The sequence below is a fragment of the Hydrogenophaga sp. genome (assembly GCF_030373245.1).
Classification (GTDB): domain Bacteria; phylum Pseudomonadota; class Gammaproteobacteria; order Burkholderiales; family Burkholderiaceae_C; genus Hydrogenophaga.
In genome coordinates this window covers 285,322-305,339 of record NZ_JAUCZF010000006.1, presented here as the reverse complement: position 1 = coordinate 305,339, position 20,018 = coordinate 285,322, and the positions used below count along the sequence as shown (strand labels likewise).

General features: G+C 65.1%; 19 protein-coding genes and 1 pseudogene. 17 read left to right on the top strand and 3 right to left on the bottom strand.

What is annotated here, in order from left to right; genetic code table 11:
• Positions 1-64: 64 nt before the first annotated feature.
• Positions 65-1,135 carry an MBL fold metallo-hydrolase gene (locus QUV25_RS15365; RefSeq protein ID WP_300865211.1) on the bottom strand — a complete coding sequence of 357 codons (1,071 nt, stop codon included), beginning with the start codon at positions 1,133-1,135 and terminating at the stop codon, positions 65-67.
• A gap of 129 nt (positions 1,136-1,264) precedes the next feature.
• On the opposite strand from QUV25_RS15365, the gene QUV25_RS15360 reads away from it, so the two are divergent.
• From QUV25_RS15360 to QUV25_RS15290, 15 genes are all read left to right on the top strand, one after another.
• Entirely contained in the window at positions 1,265-1,684 is a 420-nt protein-coding gene (locus QUV25_RS15360) for a MerR family DNA-binding transcriptional regulator (RefSeq protein WP_300865210.1), read from the top strand.
• Between the two features lie 213 nt (positions 1,685-1,897).
• Positions 1,898-2,359: a PaaI family thioesterase gene (locus QUV25_RS15355; protein ID WP_300865208.1), complete on the top strand. Its 462-nt coding sequence runs from the start codon at positions 1,898-1,900 to the stop codon at positions 2,357-2,359.
• A gap of 28 nt (positions 2,360-2,387) precedes the next feature.
• On the top strand, positions 2,388-3,569 hold the full coding sequence (locus tag QUV25_RS15350; RefSeq protein ID WP_300865206.1) for an isovaleryl-CoA dehydrogenase: 1,182 nt from the start codon (positions 2,388-2,390) through the stop codon (positions 3,567-3,569).
• A complete protein-coding gene (can, locus tag QUV25_RS15345) occupies positions 3,569-4,222 on the top strand; it encodes a carbonate dehydratase (RefSeq protein ID WP_300865205.1) in 654 nt (217 codons plus the stop codon). The genes QUV25_RS15350 and can overlap by 1 nt, the downstream gene beginning before the upstream one ends.
• A 33-nt stretch (positions 4,223-4,255) precedes the next feature.
• The gene (aceK, locus tag QUV25_RS15340) at positions 4,256-6,091 is read left to right on the top strand and encodes a bifunctional isocitrate dehydrogenase kinase/phosphatase (protein WP_300865204.1); all 1,836 of its coding nucleotides are present in this window, start codon (positions 4,256-4,258) and stop codon (positions 6,089-6,091) included.
• A gap of 45 nt (positions 6,092-6,136) precedes the next feature.
• Positions 6,137-7,333, top strand: a complete 1,197-nt coding sequence (locus QUV25_RS15335; protein WP_300865203.1) for an acetyl-CoA C-acyltransferase — start codon at positions 6,137-6,139, stop codon at positions 7,331-7,333.
• 99 nt (positions 7,334-7,432) lie between these two features.
• A complete protein-coding gene (locus QUV25_RS15330; RefSeq protein ID WP_300865201.1) occupies positions 7,433-8,101 on the top strand; it encodes an SDR family oxidoreductase in 669 nt (222 codons plus the stop codon).
• A gap of 34 nt (positions 8,102-8,135) precedes the next feature.
• Positions 8,136-9,263 (top strand): acyl-CoA dehydrogenase family protein, encoded by a 1,128-nt coding sequence (locus QUV25_RS15325; RefSeq protein ID WP_300865200.1) that lies wholly within the window; start codon positions 8,136-8,138, stop codon positions 9,261-9,263.
• Positions 9,264-9,522: 259 nt separating this feature from the next.
• Positions 9,523-10,914: a Trk system potassium transporter TrkA gene (trkA, locus tag QUV25_RS15320; RefSeq protein WP_300865199.1), complete on the top strand. Its 1,392-nt coding sequence runs from the start codon at positions 9,523-9,525 to the stop codon at positions 10,912-10,914.
• A 14-nt stretch (positions 10,915-10,928) separates the two neighbouring features.
• Complete coding sequence (locus tag QUV25_RS15315; RefSeq protein WP_300865197.1) at positions 10,929-12,389, top strand: potassium transporter TrkG; 1,461 nt, start codon at positions 10,929-10,931, stop codon at positions 12,387-12,389.
• A gap of 232 nt (positions 12,390-12,621) precedes the next feature.
• Entirely contained in the window at positions 12,622-13,053 is a 432-nt protein-coding gene (locus QUV25_RS15310; RefSeq protein ID WP_300865195.1) for a rhodanese-like domain-containing protein, read from the top strand.
• A 7-nt stretch (positions 13,054-13,060) separates the two neighbouring features.
• Positions 13,061-13,465: a YchJ family metal-binding protein gene (locus tag QUV25_RS15305; RefSeq protein WP_300865255.1), complete on the top strand. Its 405-nt coding sequence runs from the start codon at positions 13,061-13,063 to the stop codon at positions 13,463-13,465.
• A 2-nt stretch (positions 13,466-13,467) separates the two neighbouring features.
• The gene (locus tag QUV25_RS15300) at positions 13,468-14,118 is read left to right on the top strand and encodes an HAD family phosphatase (RefSeq protein WP_300865253.1); all 651 of its coding nucleotides are present in this window, start codon (positions 13,468-13,470) and stop codon (positions 14,116-14,118) included.
• A gap of 84 nt (positions 14,119-14,202) precedes the next feature.
• Positions 14,203-14,670, top strand: a complete 468-nt coding sequence (gene speD / locus QUV25_RS15295; protein WP_300865194.1) for an adenosylmethionine decarboxylase — start codon at positions 14,203-14,205, stop codon at positions 14,668-14,670.
• Complete coding sequence (locus tag QUV25_RS15290; RefSeq protein WP_300865193.1) at positions 14,663-15,538, top strand: hypothetical protein; 876 nt, start codon at positions 14,663-14,665, stop codon at positions 15,536-15,538. Before speD ends, QUV25_RS15290 begins: the two co-directional genes overlap by 8 nt.
• Before the next feature lie 75 nt (positions 15,539-15,613).
• On the opposite strand, the gene QUV25_RS15285 is transcribed toward QUV25_RS15290, so the two are convergent.
• Positions 15,614-16,783, bottom strand: coding sequence for a mandelate racemase/muconate lactonizing enzyme family protein (locus tag QUV25_RS15285; protein ID WP_300865192.1), 1,170 nt, complete (start codon positions 16,781-16,783; stop codon positions 15,614-15,616).
• Positions 16,784-16,833: 50 nt separating this feature from the next.
• On the opposite strand from QUV25_RS15285, the pseudogene QUV25_RS15280 reads away from it, so the two are divergent.
• A pseudogene (locus QUV25_RS15280) lies at positions 16,834-17,037 on the top strand (transposase); the annotation flags it as partial.
• 177 nt (positions 17,038-17,214) lie between these two features.
• Here the strand turns inward: QUV25_RS15280 and QUV25_RS15275 are convergent.
• The gene (locus tag QUV25_RS15275) at positions 17,215-18,270 is read right to left on the bottom strand and encodes an AraC family transcriptional regulator (protein WP_300865191.1); all 1,056 of its coding nucleotides are present in this window, start codon (positions 18,268-18,270) and stop codon (positions 17,215-17,217) included.
• Positions 18,271-18,378: 108 nt separating this feature from the next.
• On the opposite strand from QUV25_RS15275, the gene QUV25_RS15270 reads away from it, so the two are divergent.
• Positions 18,379-20,001, top strand: coding sequence for a carboxyl transferase domain-containing protein (locus QUV25_RS15270; protein ID WP_300865189.1), 1,623 nt, complete (start codon positions 18,379-18,381; stop codon positions 19,999-20,001).
• Positions 20,002-20,018: the final 17 nt, after the last annotated feature.

Here is a 20,018-nt window from a genome sequence, read left to right as displayed (position 1 = left end):
CCGTCGGCTGGCCCTGTGACCCTGGTCCTCTTCCGCTGCGCGTGTCGCAGCAAAGCTCGGTGGATCAGGTGGCGCTGAATCGGTAGATGCCGTCGCCACAGCGTTCGCGTTTCAATTGACCGTCGAACCAGAGCCGGTGCAAATGTGCGACCGCTTCGCCCATGGCGAAGGTGGTTTGGTGCAGATCGAGTGCGCGGGTGAACAGCACGGGGATCATGTCCATCGCGCTGCAAGGCGCCTGCTGGCAGGCTTCGTGCACTTCGGCCAGGCGGTCGCGGTGGTGGTCCTTGAGTTGCTGGATGCGCTCGTGCAGCCCGGTGAACGGCTTGCCGTGCGAAGGCAGCACCAGCGTATCGGCGGGCAAGGGCAGGTAGCGGTCCAGCGATTCCAGGAACAGGGCCAGCGGGTCTCCTTCGGGCTCCACGTCATACACACTCACGTTGGTGGAAATGCGCGGCAGCACCATGTCGCCGCTGATCAGCGTCTGGATGTCTGCGCAGTACAGCGCGATGTGCTCTGGCGCGTGGCCGTAGCCGCTGATGCAGCGCCAGTTTCGACCACCGATGCGAACCAGTTGCCCGTCCATGATCCGGCGGTATTGGCGCGGCACGCTGGGCACCAGGTTGCGGTAGTAGCCGGCACGCTGGCGAATCTTTTCCAGATCGTCCGGATCGGTCATGCCATGCGTGCCGAAGAAGACCATCGCACTTTCACCACCGAAGCCGGTGGTGCTCTGCGAGGCGATGCGCGCGGCGTTGTAGTCGGTGGCACTGGACCACAGCATCACCTGCCATTTTTCGCACAGCCAGTCGGCCAGGCCGATGTGGTCCGGGTGCATGTGGGTGACCAGCACACGCAGCACCGGCAGGCCGTCGAGCTCGTTGGCGAATACCTGTTCCCATTGCACTTTGGCTTCATCGCGCGCAATGCAGCAGTCCACCACCGTCCAGCCTTGGACGCCGTCAATCTGATCGCGCAGCAGCCAGAGATTGATGTGGTCGAGCGCAAATGGCAGCGTCATGCGGATCCATTTCACGCCTGGCGCGACCACCAGCGCGCGACCTGGCTCGGGCAGCGCGGCGCCTTGCGGGTAGTGCAGGCGGCTCTCAAGCGCGTCTTTGGTGGGTGCGGTCATGTCGGCTGGATTCCGTTAAGATGAATGACGTTGACGTAAACGTCAATCTGCGGTGCATTCTACGGAGCGCTGTGCCTGTGCGCTGTCCGATGCCAGACAGGCCTTTTTCCTGGTACCCATCCCCCAGCCATGGCGACACCTGCAACCCACACCATCAGCGACCTGGCCCGTGAATTCGATCTGACCACGCGCGCCATCCGTTTCTATGAAGATATGGGCTTGCTGCAGCCGCAGCGCGAAGGGCCGGGCGGTCGCAACCGGGTCTACAGCGCGCGCGATCGCACCCGACTCAAGCTCACGCTGCGCGCCAAGCGGCTCGGTCTGTCTTTGTCCGAGGCCAAGGAAATCATCGACATGTACGACAGCCCGCGCGACACCGGGCCGCAGCTGCGCAAGTTCCTCACCGTGCTGGCTGACCACAAGCGCCAGCTCGAAGAACAGCTGGCCGACCTGATGGCCAACCTCGACGAGGTCAAGGTACACGAGAAAGAAGCTCGCGCCTTGCTGGCCAAATCTGAGAAGGCCAACAAAGACCGTTCGGCAGCTTAGGGCTTTTGCCGGTCGGCCTTTGCGTGTTCTGAAAATGAAGTCGGTGAGCCCGTCGAAGCGGCTGGGGCTCCACCCGTCCTCGGTAGGTTTGCCCCTGAATTCGGCCTGGTTCCTTGGTCGGACCAGTCCACTTGGGCCATAATTGACGTTTACGTAAACGTCAATTCCCGCAACCTGCGGAGACGTGATCCCGCGACCCGCCCAGGACACACCTTGCACCTGCCTGTTTTTGAACCCCGAGATCCCGACTACGTCCAGCGTGTGCGCGCCAGCTTCGAGCGCCAGGCCGCCATGCGCACCTTGGGCGCCTCGCTCGCCGCCGTGCGACCAGGGCAGGTCGAGATCACGCTGCCCTGGTCCGAGCCGCTGACCCAGCAGCATGGCTTTCTGCATGCTGGCATGGTGTCCACCGCTCTGGACTCGGCCTGCGGCTACGCCGGGTTTTCGCTGATGCCGGCCCATGCGGCCGTGCTCACCATCGAGTTCAAGATCAACCTGCTGGCGCCGGCCAAGGGTGAGACCTTTCGCATGGTGGGCAACGTGATCAAGCCAGGCCGTACCGTGACCGTGTGCGAGGGTCAGGCCTACGCCATCGAAGCGGGTCAAGAGAGGCTGATCGCCACCATGGGCTGTACGCTCATGGCGGTGATCGGCCGGGACAACATCCAGGGCTGAGGCCTTTTCATTTCAGGAGACAACACCGATGAACAACCTGCCCGGCATCAATTTTCAACTGGGTGAAGACATCGACGCGCTGCGCGACGCGGTGCGCGACTTCGCGCAGGCCGAGATCGCGCCGCGCGCTGAGGAGATCGACCGCAGCGACCAGTTCCCCATGGACCTCTGGCGCAAGATGGGCGATCTGGGCGTGCTGGGCATCACGGTGCCCGAGGCCGACGGCGGCGCCGGCATGGGCTACCTGGCGCACATGGTGGCCATGGAGGAAATCAGCCGCGCCAGCGCCTCGGTGGGCCTGTCCTACGGCGCGCACAGCAACCTGTGCGTGAACCAGATCAACCGCAACGGCAACGCCGCTCAGAAGGCGAAGTACCTGCCCAGGCTGATCAGCGGTGAACACGTGGGGGCGCTGGCCATGAGCGAGCCCGGCGCCGGCTCGGACGTCATCAGCATGAAGCTCAAGGCCGAGGACAAGGGCGGCTACTACCTGCTCAACGGCAGCAAGATGTGGATCACCAACGGCCCGGACGCCGACACCCTGGTGGTCTACGCCAAGAGCGAGCCCGAGCTGGGCGCGCGTGGCGTGACCGCATTCCTGATCGAAAAGGGCATGAAGGGCTTCTCCATCGCGCAAAAGCTCGACAAGCTCGGCATGCGCGGCAGCCACACCGGCGAGCTGGTGTTTGAAAACGTCGAAGTGCCGGCCGAGAACATCCTGGGGGGCCTCAACCTGGGTGCCAAGGTGCTCATGAGCGGGCTGGACTACGAGCGCGCCGTGCTCTCTGGCGGCCCGCTGGGCATCATGCAATCGGTGATGGACAACATCGTGCCCTACATCCACGACCGCAAACAGTTTGGCCAGAGCATCGGCGAGTTCCAGCTCATCCAGGGCAAGGTGGCCGACATGTACACGGTTCAGCAGGCCGCGCGTGCCTTTGCCTACACGGTGGCGAAAAACCTCGATCTGCTGGGCTCCGAACACGTGCGCCAGGTGCGCAAGGATTGCGCCTCCGTCATTCTCTGGACAGCCGAGAAGGCCACCTGGATGGCCGGCGAGGGCATCCAGATCTTTGGTGGCAACGGCTACATCAACGAGTACCCGCTGGGTCGCCTCTGGCGCGACGCCAAGCTCTACGAGATCGGCGCAGGCACCAGCGAGATCCGCCGCATGCTGATCGGCCGTGAGCTGTTCTCGGAAACCATGTAATGCCGCTGCGCAGCCTGCTGGCCCACAACCGCACCTGGGCGGCCCAGATGGAGGCCGAGCGGCCAGGGTTTTTCACGCGCCTGTCCGAACAACAGACGCCGCGCTACATGTGGATCGGTTGCTCCGACAGCCGCGTGCCAGCCAACCAGATCACGGGCCTGGAGCCGGGTGAGGTCTTCGTGCACCGCAACATCGCCAATGTGGTGGTGCCCACCGATCTGAACTGCCTGTCCACCATCCAGTTCGCGGTCGACATGCTCAAGGTCGAACACCTGATGGTGGTCGGCCACTTCGGTTGCGGTGGCGTGAAGGCGGCGCTCAACAACACCCGGGTGGGCCTGGCCGACAACTGGCTGCGCCATATCAAGGACGTGCGCGACCGCCATGCCGGCCTGCTCGCCGAGCTGGCCGAGCGGCACCGGCTCGACGCGCTGTGTGAGCTCAACGTGATCGAGCAGGTGATGAACGTGGCACACACCACCGTCGTGCAAGACGCCTGGGCTCGTGGCCAGCCGCTCACCCTGCACGGCTGGGTCTACGGTCTGAGCGATGGCCTGCTGCAGGACCTGCACATGGTGATCCGCGGCGAAGACGTGCTGGCAGAAACCCACGCCCGCGCGGTAGCTGCAGTGGCGCAGCGCACCCGAAGCTGACCTGGCTTAGGCGACTCCAGCAGACTGTCCACCATGGCCCCGCAACGACTCGACTCTTCCGTGGCTTTTGACATCGCCAAGGCGATGCTGGACGGCTTCAACCGCCACTACAAGCTGTTCCGGACCGAATCGGCGCGCGCCAAACACCGGTTTGAGACCCGCGACTGGCGCGGTCAGCAGCGCGCGCAACGCGAACGCATCGAGTTCTACGATCTGAGGGTGAACGAGTGCGTCAAACGCCTGATCAAGGAGTTCGGTGCCGGTGAGCGACCGATGGAGGTGTGGGAGCAGGTGAAGCTGCACTACATCGGCCTGCTGGTGAACCACCACCAGCCCGAAACCGCCGAGACTTTTTTCAACTCGGTCACCACCAAGATCCTGCGCCGCGCCTATTTCCAGAACGATTTCATCTTCGTGCGCCCGGCCGTCTCCACCGAATACATCGAAAACGAAGAGCCCGACGCCAGGCCGACTTACCGCTGCTATTACCCCAAGGCCGACACCATGCAGACCGAGGTGCTGCGCATGATCCAGGACTTCGAATTGCGCGTGCCGTTCGAAGACCTGGAGCGCGATACCGCGCTGGTGCTGGCGGCGATGAAGCAGCAGTTTGACCACGTCAAGCTGCGCGCCAACTTCCAGTTCCAGGTCCTCTCCAGCCTGTTCTTCCGCAACAAGGGCGCCTATGTGGTGGGCAAGATCATCAACGGTTTTCAGGACGTGCCGTTTGCCCTGCCCATCCTGCACAACCCCGAAGGCAAGCTGGAGATCGACGCGGCGCTGTTTGGCGAGGACGACCTGCTGCTGGTGTTTTCGTTTGCGCGCGCCTACTTCATGGTCGACATGGAGATCCCCAGCGCCTATGTGCAGTTCTTGCGCAGCATGATGCCGCGCAAGCCGCGCGCCGAGTTCTACAACGCACTCGGTCTGGCCAAGCAGGGCAAGACGCTGTTCTACCGAGACTTCCTGTTCCACATGCGGCACAGCACCGACAAGTTCCGCATCGCGCCCGGCATCAAGGGCATGGTGATGCTGGTGTTTGACCTGCCCAGCTACCCGTTCGTGTTCAAAGTCATCAAGGACTTTTACCCGCCGCAGAAAGACACCTCCAGAGAACAGATTCGTGGCAAGTACCAGCTGGTCAAGCACCACGACCGGGTGGGACGCATGGCCGACACACTGGAGTTTTCCGAAGTGGGCTTCCCACATGATCGTTTCACCGACGAGCTGATCGCCGAGATCCAGAAGTTTGCGCCCAGCCAGCTCGAGATCAGCGACCGTGACGGCGATGGCACCATCGAAGTCATCATCAAGCACGTGTACATCGAGCGGCGCATGATCCCGCTCAACATCTACCTGCAGGAAGCCTTTGACACGCTGCAGTCGGCAGGGGCAGACGACCTGTCGCTGCAACGCGCTCGCGAGCAGCTGACGCGCGCAGTGGTCGAGTACGGTAACGCCATCAAAGACCTGGTGGCGGCCAACATTTTTCCTGGCGACATGCTGTGGAAAAACTTCGGCATCACCCGCCACGGAAAGGTCGTGTTCTACGACTACGACGAAATCGAGTACATCACCGATTGCAACTTCCGCCGCGTGCCCGAGCCGCGCAACGAGGAAGACGAGATGTCGGGCGAGGTCTGGTACAGCGTGGCCAAGAACGATGTGTTCCCCGAAACCTTCGGCCCCTTCCTGCTGGGCAATCCGCTGGTGCGCCAGGAATTCATGAAGTACCACGCTGATTTGCTCGATGTCGAGTTCTGGCAGTTGCACAAAGACCGCATTGCGGCTGGCCATGTGCACGACGTTTTCCCTTACGAGCGTGAGCGCCGCCTGCATGTTGATGGCCAGCACGACCTGCCCGCCTGACTTGAATCCCTGTCTCAACCCCTCGAATCTCCAAGGAGACCTTTCATGAGCCCTAATTCATCTGATCCTGTGGTCATCGTGGGCGCTGCCCGCACCCCCATGGGCTCGTTCCAGAGCGATTTCGCGTCCCAGTCGGCGCACGACCTGGGCGGCGTCGCCATCCGGGCGGCGGTCGAGCGTGCGGGTGTCAAGCCTGAACTCGTTGACGAGGTGTTGTTCGGCAACTGCCTGATGGCAGGCCAGGGCCAGGCGCCAGCGCGCCAGGCTGCGATCAAGGGCGGCTTGCCGCTGTCGGCCGGCGCGGTGACGCTGTCCAAGATGTGCGGCTCGGGCATGAAGGCCACCATGCTGGCGCACGACATGCTGCTGGCCGGCAGCGCCACCGTGATGGTGGCCGGCGGCATGGAGAGCATGACCAACGCGCCCTACCTCATGCTCAAGGGGCGCAGCGGCTACCGGATGGGCCACGACCGCATCTTCGATCACATGATGCTCGACGGCCTGGAAGACGCCTACGAGCCCGGTCGCTCCATGGGCACCTTTGGCGAAGACTGCGCCGCCAAATACAGCTTCACGCGCGATCAGCAGGACGCGTTCGCCATCGCCTCGGTGACGCGCGCCAAAGCCGCTACGGAGTCCGGCGCCTTTGCTGCCGAGATCGCAGCGGTCACGGTCAAGGACCGCAGCGGTGAGCGCGTGATCGGCATCGACGAGGGACCGGGCAAGGTCAAGCTGGACAAGATCCCCAGCCTCAAGCCGGCGTTCAAGAAAGATGGCGGCACGATCACTGCCGCGTCCAGCTCCAGCATCAACGACGGCGCGGCCGCGCTGGTGCTCATGCGCGAATCCACCGCCCAGGCCCAGGGCCTCAAGCCGCTGGCGCGCATCGTGGCGCACAGCACGCATGCCCAGGAGCCCAACTGGTTCGCCACCGCTCCAGTGGGGGCCACGCAGAAGCTGCTGGCCAAGACCGGCTGGGCTGTGGCCGATGTCGACCTGTGGGAAATCAACGAGGCTTTTGCCGTTGTGCCCATGGCGCTGATGACCGAGCTGAGCATCCCGCACGACAAGGTGAACGTGAACGGCGGCGCCTGCGCGCTGGGTCACCCCATCGGCGCTTCCGGCGCGCGCATTCTCGTCACGCTGCTGCACGCGCTGAAGGCCAGCGGCGGCAAAAAGGGCATCGCCACGCTGTGCATCGGCGGTGGTGAGGCCACGGCGATGGCGGTGGAGATGCTGTAACACCCCCGCCGCGCTTCGCGCGACCCCCTCAAGGGGGCGCCACTGGCGGCCCGGCGGAGCCGGTTCCGCGGTGGCCTTGACCTAACTGCCTTTCACTTCATGAGCACCATCCTCATCCTCGGCGCATCGCGCGGCATCGGCCTGGAACTGGTCAACCAGTACCGGGCGGCGGGTGATCGCGTGATCGCCACCGCACGCAGCGACGCCGACTTGGCCCGCTTGCAGACACTGGGTGCCGAGGCGCTGCGCCTGGACGTGGCCGACAGCGCCAGCGTGAGCGGCCTGGCCTGGCAACTCGATGGCGAAAAGCTGGACGTGGCGCTTTACGTGGCAGGTGTGATGGATCGCGCGTCGGCCACCATGCCGCCAACCCAGGCCGCATTCGACCGGGTGATGCACGCCAATGTGCTCGGTGCCATGCAGGCCATGCCCCAGGTGTTGCCCGGCGTGCAGGCTGCGGGCGGCTTGTTCGGCGTGCTCTCCAGCAGCATGAGCCAGATTGGCCTGGTGCCAGCCAGCAACGCCTGGCTGTACCGGGTGAGCAAGGCCGCGCTCAACATGGCGCTGGCCAGCGCACGCTTCGATTACCCGGGCGCCCGCCTGGTGGCGCTGGACCCAGGTTGGGTGCAGACCGACATGGGCGGCAGCGGCGCTGCGCTCACGGTGCAAGACAGCGTGCGAGGCCTGCGCCAGGTGATCGCCACCCTGACCCCCGAAGACAACGGTCGGCTGATCCACCACGACGGCCGCCGCGCCGCGACGTGGTGAGTCGCCACTTTCCCCGAATTTGCTGAGGACACCCATGCTGCTGAACCAAGACCAACTCATGATCCGCGACGCGGTGCGCGCCTTTGCCCAGGAACAGCTGTGGCCGCATGCCGCGACCTGGGACAAGGAACACCACTTTCCAAAGGCGGTGCACCAGGGCCTGGCCGAGCTGGGCGCCTACGGCATCTGCGTGCCCGAGGCCCTCGGCGGCGCCGGGCTGGATTACCTCACGCTGGCCGTGGTGCTGGAAGAGATCGCGGCGGGTGATGGCGGCACCAGCACCGCCATCAGCGTGACCAACTGCCCGGTCAACGCCATCTTGCTGCGATACGGAAATGCCCAGCAGCAGGAGGCCTGGCTGCGTCCGCTGGCGGCGGGCCGCATGCTGGGTGCCTTCTGCCTGACCGAGCCGCAGGCCGGGTCGGATGCGTCGTCGCTTCGCACCACCGCCGTTCGGCAGGGCGGTGACTACGTGATCAATGGCGTGAAGCAGTTCATCACCAGTGGGAAAAACGGGCACCTGGCCATCGTGATCGCGGTGACCGACAAAGGCGCCGGGAAAAAAGGCATGAGCGCTTTCGTGGTGCCCACCGACACCCCGGGCTACATCGTCGACCGCCTGGAAGACAAGCTCGGCCAGCACAGCAGCGACACCGCCCAAATCCGCTTCGAGGACTGCCGCATCCCCGCCGAGAACCTGATCGGCCAAGAGGGAGAGGGCTACAAGATCGCTCTGTCGGCGCTGGAAGGCGGGCGCATCGGCATCGCGTCGCAGGCCATCGGCATGGCGCGCGCCGCCTTCGACTGTGCCGTGACCTACGCCAAACAGCGCGAGAGCTTTGGCCAGCCCATCTTCCAGCACCAGGCCGTGGGTTTCAAGCTGGCCGAGATGGCCACGCAAATCGAGGCCGCCCGCGCGCTCACCCACCACGCCGCCGCCCTGCGCGACGCCGGGCAGCCCTGCCTGAAAGAGGCCGCCATGGCCAAGCTGCTGGCCAGCGAAATGGCCGAAACCGTCTGCTCCCAGGCGATCCAGATCCATGGCGGCTACGGCTACGTGAGCGACTTCCCGGTCGAGCGCATCTACCGAGATGTGCGCGTGTGCCAGATCTACGAAGGCACGAGCGACGTGCAGAAGATCATCATTCAGAGGGCGCTGTAGAAGGCTCCCCCTGCGCCGCCTGCGGCGTCACCCCCCAGGGGGCGGCACTGGCGGCCCGGCGAAGCCGGTTCCGCGGTGCCCTTGGGTTGAGCGGCCTGCGGACCGCTCAACACGGGCGCCTCGCGCGCCAGCGGCGCGCTTCAAGCGGTCCGCAGGCCGCTTGATCTCAGGATGCCGCCGATCCGGCTCTGCCGGTCGGCCAGCATCGCCCCCTGGGGGGTGACGCCGCAGGCGGCGCGGGGGGGGAGATAATTCCAGCATGAACATCATCATCCTGGGCGCTGGTCGTGTTGGTGAAAGTGTGGCCGAAAGCCTGGCCTCGGAGCAGAACGACATCACCGTTATCGACACCAATGCGTCGCGCCTGCGCAAGCTGGAGGAGCGTTTCGACCTGCGCGGTGTGGTCGGCAACGGCATCCAGCCCTCTGTGCTGAGAGAGGCAGGGGCGAAGGACGCCGACATGGTGATCGCCTGTGCCGCCAGCGACGAGTCGAACCTGGTCGTCTGCAAGGTGGCGCACGACGTGTTCAACGTGCCCAACACCATCGCCCGCTTGCGTTCGTCCGAATTCGTTGAGGGCGAGGAGCTGCTGGGCAAGACCGGCTTCGCGGTAGACCACGTGATCTGCCCTGAAGAATCGGTCACCCGCTACATCCGCCAGCTCATCAGCTACCCCGAAGCCTTGCAGGTGGTGGAGTTTTCGCAGCAGCGCGCCTGCCTCACGGTGGTGCGGGCGGCCTCAGGCGGGGCGGGTGTGGGCCACACGATTGCGGAGCTGCGCGAGCGCATTCCCCACGCCGAGATGCGCGTGGTGGCACTGTATCGGCTCGACACCGAGATGGATCCCAAGCCGAGCACCCGCATCCTGCCAGGCGACGAGGTGTTTCTGCTGGCCGACTCGCGCAAGATCCGCCAGGTGCTCGGTGCCATCCACAACATCGACAAACCGGTGCAGCGTCTCATGATCGCCGGCGGCGGTCGGGTCGGCCTGCGGCTGGCGCGCAGCCTGGTCGACCATTGCGAGGTCAAGATCATCGAGCGCGATCCCAAGCGCTGCGAATACCTGGCCAGCCAGCTGCCGTCATCTGTCCTGGTGCTGCAGGGCGATGGCGCCGACGAAGACCTGCTGCAAGACGAAAACGTCGGCATGATGGACATGTTTCTCGCGCTCACCAGCGACGACGAAGACAACATCATGTCGGCCATGCTGGCCAAGCGGCTCGGTGCGGGGCGGGTGCTCTCGCTCATCAACCGCCGCGCCTACGCCGACATGATGCAGGGCAGCACCATCGACATCGCGATCTCGCCGGCGCAGACCGTCATCGGCGAGCTGCTGGCGCACCTGCGGCGGGGTGACGTGGCGGCGGTGCACAGCCTGCGCCGCGGCACCGCCGAGGCGCTGGAGGGCGTGGCGCGCGGCGATGTGAAAACCTCCAAACTGGTGGGCCGCCGCGTCGAGGAAATCAAGCTGCCCAAGGGCGCCGCCATCGGCGCCATCGTGCGCGGCGAAGGCCGCGACGGGCAGGTGCTGATGCCGCACCACGACACGCTGATCGAGGCTGACGACCACATCATCATCTTCATCCCCAACAAGCGCCAGGTGCGTGAGGTGGAGAAGCTGTTTCAGGTCGGCGCGACCTTCTTCGGCTGAGCCAGCCCCAGCGCATGTACAGCCTGTTGCCTGTCCTCGCGGTCTTTGCCCGCATTCTGGTGGCGTTTTCGCCAGCGTTTTTTGTTCCGCTGGGCTGGGCGCTGGCGCTCGACGCCAGTGAACACGCGCTCTTGTGGGAGGTCTGCTTCGGCCTCACGCTGGGCAGCGGGCTTCTGCTCTGGGTGCTGACCCGCAAACATCGCCGCGAGCTGCAGCCGCGCGATGGTTTCTTGCTGGTCAACATGGTGTGGCTGGTGCTGCCTGCCTACGCCGCGCTGCCGCTGATGTACACCGTGCCCGACATCACCTGGATCAAGGCCTATTTCGAAGCCATGAGCGCGCTCACTGCCACCGGCGCCACCGCGCTCAGCGGGCTGGATGCGCTCCCGGTGTCGATCAATATCTGGCGCTGCTTCCTGCAGTACCTGGGTGGTCTGGGCATCATGCTGCTGGTGGTGGCGGTGCTGCCCATGCTCGGGCTGGGTGGCTTCCAGGTCTACAAGGCCGAGACCCCCGGGCCCATGAAGGACTCCAAGTTCACCCCGCGGATTGCGGAAACCGCGCGCGGTCTGTGGGCTGTGTACTTCGCTTTTTCGCTGGCCTGCTTCCTGGCCTACCGTTGGGCTGGCATGAGCTGGGCCGATGCCTTCATGCACATGTGCTCCACCATGGGCCTGGGCGGCTTTTCGTCGCACGACGCCAGCATCGGCTATTTCAACTCGCCCGCTGTCGAGTGGGTCGCCATCGTGTTCATGGCGCTGGCCGGCATCAACTTCCTGCGCTATTTCATCGTCTTGCGCAGCCGCTCGCTTCGACCGCTCCTGCACGATCGCGAGATCAGCAACTATGTGGGCGTGCTGGTCGGCTCGGTGGTGCTGGTGGTGGTCTTGCTCCTGGTTCACGAGGTTCATCCCGACCTCGGTGAAGCCATTCGCATCAGCGCCTTCCATGTGGTCTCGCTGGCCACCACCACCGGCTACGCCTCCACCGACTACGCCACCTGGCCGGTGTTTGTGCCCATCCTGCTGCTCTTCCTGGGCAGCTTTGTGTCCTGCGCTGGTTCTACGGGTGGCGGCATCAAGATGATCCGCATGATCCTGCTCATCAAGCAGGCTCGACGCGAGCTGGTGCGCATCGTGCACCCGCGCGTGGTCAACCCGGTCACGCTGGGCGGTTCGGTGGTGCCAATCTCCGTCATGACCGCCACCTTCGGTTTCATGCTCATCTATGGCGCGGCCACCATGGGGCTGACCTTCATCATGCTGCTGACAGGCCTGGACTTGGTGACCGCGTTTTCGGCCGTGGTGGCCACCGTGAACAACATCGGTCCGGGCCTGGGTCTGGTTGGCCCGTCCAGCAACTACGGCGTGCTCACCGAATTCCAGCTCTGGGTGCTCACCTTTGCCATGCTGCTGGGGCGGCTGGAGCTGTTGTCGGTGCTGGTGCTGCTGACATCGCAGTTCTGGAGGAAGTGATGACCCCAACGCTCCGCCGCTGCGCGGGTCGCTGCCTCCCGAGGGGGCTGTTTCGCCTTGGGGCGGCCCGGCGGCGAAACGACACCCCCGCGCCGTCTGCGCGCCACAAGCGCGCTTCAAGCGGTATGCAGGCCGCTTGATCCCAGGACGCCGTCGGGCCGGCTTTGCCGGACGACCAGCGTCGCCCCTTGGGGGGTGACGGCGAAGCCGGCGCGCGGGGTACCATCTCTACATGCCCATCACCAAATCCTCCCGCCAGCTGGTGGACGAAGCCACTGCCAACATCACCACCTACACGGTGGACCAGGTGCGCGAGCGCCTGGGCAAGGACCCGCGTTTGCAGCTGGTGGACATTCGCGATGTGCGCGAGCTGGAGCGCGAGGGCACGGTACCCGGGGCGGTGCTGGCGCCGCGCGGCATGCTGGAGTTCTGGGTGGATCCCGCCTCGCCTTATTTCAAGCCGGTGTTTGGCGACGAGAGCAAAGAGTTCGTGCTGTTCTGCGGCGCCGGCTGGCGCAGCGCGCTGGCCGCGCAGGCGCTGCAAGACATGGGCATGAGCAACGTCGCTCATGTGGACGGTGGCTTTGGTGCCTGGCTCAAGGCCGGCGCTCCGACCGAAACACTCGAAGCCCACAAAGCCGCCCACGCCGCGCGCAAAGGCTGACGCCTTGATGCGTGTGCCGGTGCCGGTCGAGTGCCCTTGTGGCCAGCGTGATCCGCGCGGCCGCGCGCTGGCGCTCGCCGACTGTTGCGGCCGTTACCTCGGCGGCGAGTCGCTGGCGCCCGACGCAGAGCGGCTCATGCGCTCGCGCTACACCGCCTACACCCTGGGCCTGGCGCCCTACCTGCTGTCCACCTGGCACCCGAGAACGCGACCTGCCGAGCTGTTGCTGGATGCCGGCGTCAAGTGGCTGGGGCTGGAGGTGCGGGCTCATCAGGCGCTGGATGCCGAGCGCGCCGAAGTCGAGTTTGTCGCCCGCTCGCGCCTCGCCGGGCGGGCGCAGCGGCTGCATGAGCGCAGCCGGTTTGTGCGCGAAGCCGGGCAGTGGCTGTATGTGGATGGAGACCTGTTGTGAGCCTGGTGTTTGATGCGGTGCTGTTCGACTGCGATGGCGTGCTGGTGGACAGCGAGCCCATCACCAACGGCGTGCTGCGCGATGTGCTGAACGAATCGGGCTGGGCCATCAGCCAGTCCGAGTGCATGCAGATCTTCATCGGCAAGGCGGTGCGCGACGAACGTGCGCGCATCGAAGCCGAGACCGGCCAGCCGCTCACTGAGGCGTGGATGCGCGCCTTTTATGCTCGCCGCGACCAACGCCTGCGCGCCGAACTGCGCGCCATGGACGGCGCATTGCAAGCCGTGATCGCCGCCCACCGCCACACGGCAGGCCGCATCGCCTGCGCCTCCGGCGCCGACCGGCCCAAGGTCGTGATGCAGATTCACATGGCCGGCATGGCGCCGTACTTCGAAGACCGCATCTTCAGCGGCCACGACCTGCCGCGCTCCAAGCCACACCCCGACGTCTACCTGGCCGCTGCCACGCACCTGGGCGCTGACCCGGCGCGCTGCCTGGTGATCGAAGACACCGCCACCGGCGCACAGGCCGGCCTCGCCGCCGGCGCCACAGTGTGGGGCTACTGCCCGGCCGGGCATGGACGAGCGTTTGACGGCATGCGCCTGACGCGGGTGTTTCGCCACATGGACGAGCTGGCGGCGGCTTTGGGCTGAAGGCAGCGCCTCGCGAGTCCCTCCAATTGCAGCCCCACGCCCGGCGCCTCGACCGACGCAACCGTCTGGCCTATCCTCAAGGCATTGGTTCATCAACAGAACCTGCCACCAACACGAAAGGATGGGATGAAGACGGAGCTCGCGGATCACGGCCATGACAGTGCCCTGTCGTCACCGGAAAAAGACTATTTCATCACCCGCAACGGCAAACGCTACGCAGGTGTTCACCTGCTGATCGACCTGCATGGCGCGTCGCACCTCAGCGACCTGGCTCACATCGAAAACACCCTGCGCCGCTGCGTGCAGGCAGCCAAAGCCACGCTGCTGCACATCCACCTGCATCGCTTCGAGCCCGATGGTGTCAGTGGTGTCGCGGTGCTTGCTGAGAGCCATATCTCGGTGCACACCTGGCCCGAAAGTCGCTTTGCTGCTTTCGATGTCTTCATGTGCGGCAACACCCAGCCAGAGGTTTGCATCGACATCATGCGTGAGGCCTTCGAGGCCGAGCGTACCGACGTTCAGGAAATTTTGAGAGGCGAAGTCCATGAGTGAATTCAAATGGTGGCACGAGCGGTCGGATGGACACGGCATCACCACATCGGTCGAGGTGAAGCTGTTGCACTCGGAGCAAAGCCCGTATCAGCGCATTGAAATCTACGACCACCAGTCCTTTGGCCGCTTGCTGGTGCTCGATGGCTACATCCAGGCCAGCCAGGCCGATGAATTCATCTACCACGAGATGGCGGTGCATGTGCCGCTGCTGGGCCGCGAACGCAAGGAGGCTTCGGTGCTCATCATCGGAGGTGGTGACGGCGGCATCCTGCGCGAAAGCCTGAAACACGACTTTGTGACCCGCGTCACCATGGTCGAGATCGATCAGCGCGTGATCGCGCTGGCCAAGGAATACCTGGCCGTCAACGGCGACTACGACGATCCCCGCGTGACGCTGGTCATCGACAACGCGGCCAACTATGTCAGCCAGGCGCTGCAAAGCGGCCAGCGCTACGACCTGATCGTGCTCGACCTCACCGAGCCGGTGGGGCCTTCGTCTTGCCTCTTCACCGAAAAATTTCTCACCGAAGTGGTGTCCCTGGTGTCAGAGACCGGCGTCATCCTCGACTCCGACAGCATCTACCTGTCCCAAAGCGGTGGGGATTTCCTGCAAGAGGTGAGTGGTGATGGCGACAACCTGGTGACTGTGATGCAGCGCACCAGGCTGCTGCCGCACATCGAGGTCTATCACACCAACATTCCGCTGTACCCTGGCGCCGATTTCGGATTTTTCCTGTACAGCCGGGATTGCGTGTCCTTGCGCAAGCCGGTCAAAGCATTTGAGGGCCGGCACTACAACGCAGATGTGCACCAGGCGGCCTTCGCGTTGCCCAACTGGCAAAAGAAGTGGTCCTCGGTTCAGGACTGAGGCGCATGCCGATCGCCTGAGCCCGGCGCGAATCCGGGCGCCGCCAACGAAGTCGGCGAGATCCGCGATCAGGCCCTAGTCCGACAGCGCCTTCAGCACCCGGTACAAATCCGCTTTGCCCTCAAAGCCAATGCCCGGCAGGTGGTCGGGCAGGGTGACATAACTGTTTTCCACCTTCACGCCGTCGGGAAAACCGCCGAAGGGCTGGAACAGGTCGGGGTAGGACTCGTTGCCGCCCAGGCCCAGGCCGGCGGCGATGTTGAGCGACATCTGGTGCCCGCCGTGCGGGACGCAGCGGCTGGCCGACCAGCCGTGTTCCCGGAGCATGTCGAGCGTGCGCAGGTACTCCACCAGGCCGTAACTCAGCGCGCAGTCAAACTGCAGCCAGTCGCGGTCGGGCCGCATGCCGCCGTGGCGGATGAGGTTGCGCGCGTCCTGCATGGAAAACAGGTTTTCGCCCGTGGCCATGGGGTTCTTGTAGTAGTTGCGCAGCGTGGCCTGCAGCTCGAAGTCGAGCGGATCGCCCGCTTCTTCGTACCAGAAGAGGTCGTATTGCGAGAGCGCCTTGGCGTACTGGATGGCGGTGTCCAGATCGAAGCGGCCGTTGGCATCGACGCACAGCTTCTGCCCGTCCTGCAGCACGCTCAGGACTGAATCGATGCGGCGCAGGTCTTCGTCGAGCGAGGCGCCACCGATCTTCTTTTTCACCACGGTGTAGCCGCGGTCGATGTAGCTGCGCATTTCGTCTTTGAGCTTGCCGTGGTCCTGGCCTGGGTAGTAGTAGCCGCCGGCGGCGTAGACGAAGACCTTGCGGTTGGGCTGGCCGTTGCCATAGCGGTCGGCCAGCAGCTGAAACAGCGGCTTGCCTTCGATCTTGGCCACCGCGTCCCACACGGCCATGTCGATCGTGCCGATGGCCACCGAGCGCTCGCCGTGGCCGCCAGGCTTCTCATTGGTGAACATCGCCTGCCAGACTTTGTGCGGGTCGAGGTTGCTGCCGCTGGCGTCCAGCAGCGAGTCGGGTGCGGCCTCGGTCACACGCGGAATGAAGCGTTCGCGCATCAGCGTGCCCTGGCCGTAGCGCCCGTTGGAGTTGAAGCCATAGCCCACCACCGGTTTGCCGTCGCGGATCACGTCGGTGATCACCGCTACCAGGCTCAGCGTCATCTTGCTGAAGTCGATGTAGGCGTTGCGGATGGGGCTGCTGATGGGAAGGGTCTTCTCACGAATCTCGACGATCTTCACGCGGGTCTCCTGCAGGGATAGGGGGTTGGCAAGTCTCGCATGAAGGCAGGCGCCTGCCAGAAGCGCGCATGGCCCAGCTCGAGCGCGAGCTCGCCGCTCTTGCCCGTCTAAGCCCGACGTGTACCACGCTGCTCTCCATTCCGGGCATAGGCCTGCTCACCGCCACCGCGCTGGTGGCCGCTGCGTCGGGCGACGTGACGCACTTCAAGGATGCGCGCCACTTCTTCAGCTGGTTCGGTCTCTGGAGTCGGAGGTGCGCAAACGGGTTCTCTGGTTGCAGCCTACCGATCGAGCAGGTTTGCGTCTACTGGGCGGGCGTTTGTGTTGGAGGGCGGCACAAGGCCGCGGAATCCAGCGCCCATGAGCCGGAAGACCGCATTGCGGATCATGCTTGTTGGTCCGCTCCATGCCGACACCAGCAGCCCCGCACCTCACCCTTGTTCGCGCCAAGCCCCAGGGCTCATCCCGGTCCAGCCTTTGAAGGCGCGGATGAAGCTTTTTTCGTTTCGGAAGCCGGCCGCCAGCGCCACCTGCTTCACCGGCCGGTTCGTGCGCTGCAGCAACTCGGTGGCGCGGTCGCGGCGCACCGTGTCTTTGAGTGTTTGCAGTGAAGCGCCTTCTTCTTTCAGTTGCCGGTGCAGCGTGCGGGCCGACAGGTTGAGCTGCGCGGCCAGTTCGTCGGCGTTGTGGCTGTTCAGTGGCTGGCTGACCAGGGCCTGGCGCACGCGCTGGACCAGCAGGCGGTCGCGCCGGTAGGGCAGCACCGTTAGGGGCAGGGCGCGCTGCAGCATCTGGCTCATGGCGGCTTCGTCGCGCCGGATCGGCAGCGCGAGGTAGCGGGCATCCAGATGCAGGGCGGCATGGGGCTGGTCGAACTCGGCCGGGCCGTCGAACAGCAGGCGGTAGGCGTCGCCGTGTGCCGGTTCGGGGTAGGGGAAGCGGGCCCCCTGCAGCGGAATGCGCGAGTCCACCAGCCAGCAGGCCAGGCCCAGCACATTGCGCAGCACCGAGACGACGCAGAACTCGGTGAGCGCGCCGGGCTGGCGGTCGGCCGTGAGCGCCAGCCGGGCGGCGTCGCCCTCGGTGTGCAGCGCCAGCGCCACGTCGTCGGTCAGCAGGGCGTGGTGGCGACACCAGCGTTTGAGCGCCACGCCCAGGCTGGGGGCCGAGAGCGAGGCGCGCGCCAGCATGCCGTAGCTGCCCCAGGGCAGGGCGCGGCGAAAGCAGCCCAGTGCCTCGTCGTCCAGCTCGCGCATCGCGGCTTCAGACATGGCTTCCATCTGCGCGGCGGTGATTCGCGCACCGGAATGGGCCACGGAATCTGGCGTGATTTGTGCCAGATGCAATGCGGCGGTGGCATCCAGGCCCCGCGCCGCGTAGGCCGCCACCATCGCCTGCACAAAGGCCATGGGTGTCGCCGCGCGTGGCGCTTTCCCAGGCGCAGCTCGGGCAGCAGCTGAGGGGAGGATGCCGAGAGCATTGGACATGCAGGCAGTCTGCCAATACCTGGCGCAATTTGCAACCTTGGTGGCGACCCGGATGGCGCCGGGCGGCCTATCCTCCACAATGGCTCAACCCCCTTACCGGATGCCCCCATGCAGACACTGGAGACCCAACTCAACGCCCGCTCCGCCGAGTTTCAGGCCAACGCCGCCGCCATGCGTGCGGCGGTGGACGACCTGAAGGCGCAGATCGAAAAGGCCACGCTGGGCGGCGGCGAGGCGGCGCGCGCCAAGCATGTGAAACGAGGCAAGCTGTTGCCGCGCGACCGGGTGCAGATGCTGCTCGACCCCGGTACGCCGTTTCTGGAAGTGAGCCCGCTGGCGGCCCTGAACATGTACCCAGACCGCGACGGCAGCGACAGCGCGCCGTGTGCCGGCGTCATCGTGGGCATTGGCCGCGTGAGCGGTGTGGACTGCATGATCGTCTGCAACGACGCCACGGTGAAGGGCGGTACCTACTACCCCATGACGGTGAAAAAACACCTGCGGGCGCAGGAGGTGGCGGCGCAAAACCACCTGCCCTGCATCTACCTGGTGGACTCGGGCGGCGCCAACCTGCCCAACCAGGACGAGGTGTTCCCCGATCGCGACCACTTCGGCCGCATCTTCTTCAACCAGGCCAACATGAGCGCGCAGGGCATCGCGCAGATTGCGGTGGTCATGGGCTCGTGCACGGCCGGCGGTGCGTATGTGCCGGCCATGAGCGACGAGACCATCATCGTCAAGAACCAGGGCACCATCTTTCTGGGTGGCCCGCCGCTGGTGAAGGCCGCCATTGGCGAAATCGTGAGCGCCGAAGACCTGGGCGGTGGCGACGTGCACACGCGCCTATCCGGCGTGGCCGACCACCTGGCGCAGAACGACGCGCACGCGATTGCGCTGGCGCGCCAGGCCGTCGCCACGCTGAACAACCGCAAGGAAGTGGCGCAGGCGCTGCGCGAGCCGGTGCCCCCCAAGTACGACCCGCAGGAGCTGTACGGCGTGATCCCCGCGGACACGCGCAAGCCCTACGACGTGCGCGAAATCATCGCCCGCATCGTCGACGCCTCCGAGTTCCACGAATTCAAGGCACGCTATGGCGCCACCCTGGTCTGCGGCTTCGCCCACATCGAAGGCATGCCGGTGGGCATCGTGGCCAACAACGGCATCCTGTTTTCCGAGAGCGCGCAAAAAGGCGCGCACTTCATCGAGCTGTGCTGCCAGCGCAAGGTGCCGCTGATCTTTCTGCAGAACATCACCGGCTTCATGGTCGGCAAGAAGTACGAGAGCGAAGGCATTGCGCGCCACGGTGCCAAGATGGTCACGGCGGTGGCCACGGCCCAGGTGCCCAAGTTCACCGTGATCATCGGCGGCAGCTACGGCGCCGGCAACTACGGCATGTGTGGCCGCGCCTATTCACCGCGCTTTCTGTGGATGTGGCCGAACGCGCGCATCTGCGTCATGGGCGGCGAGCAGGCCGCTGGGGTGCTGGCCACCGTCAAGCGCGATGCCATCGAAGCCAAGGGCGGCAGCTGGAGCGCCGAGGAAGAAGCGGCCTTCAAACAACCCGTGCTTGACCAGTTCGGCCACCAGTCCCACCCCTACTACGCCAGCGCCCGGCTGTGGGACGATGGCGTGATCGACCCGGCCGACACGCGCCGCGTGCTGGGGCTGGCGCTGTCGGCGGCGTTGAACGCACCGATCGGCGAGCCGAAGTTCGGCGTGTTCCGCATGTGATGTGTATGATGTTTGTA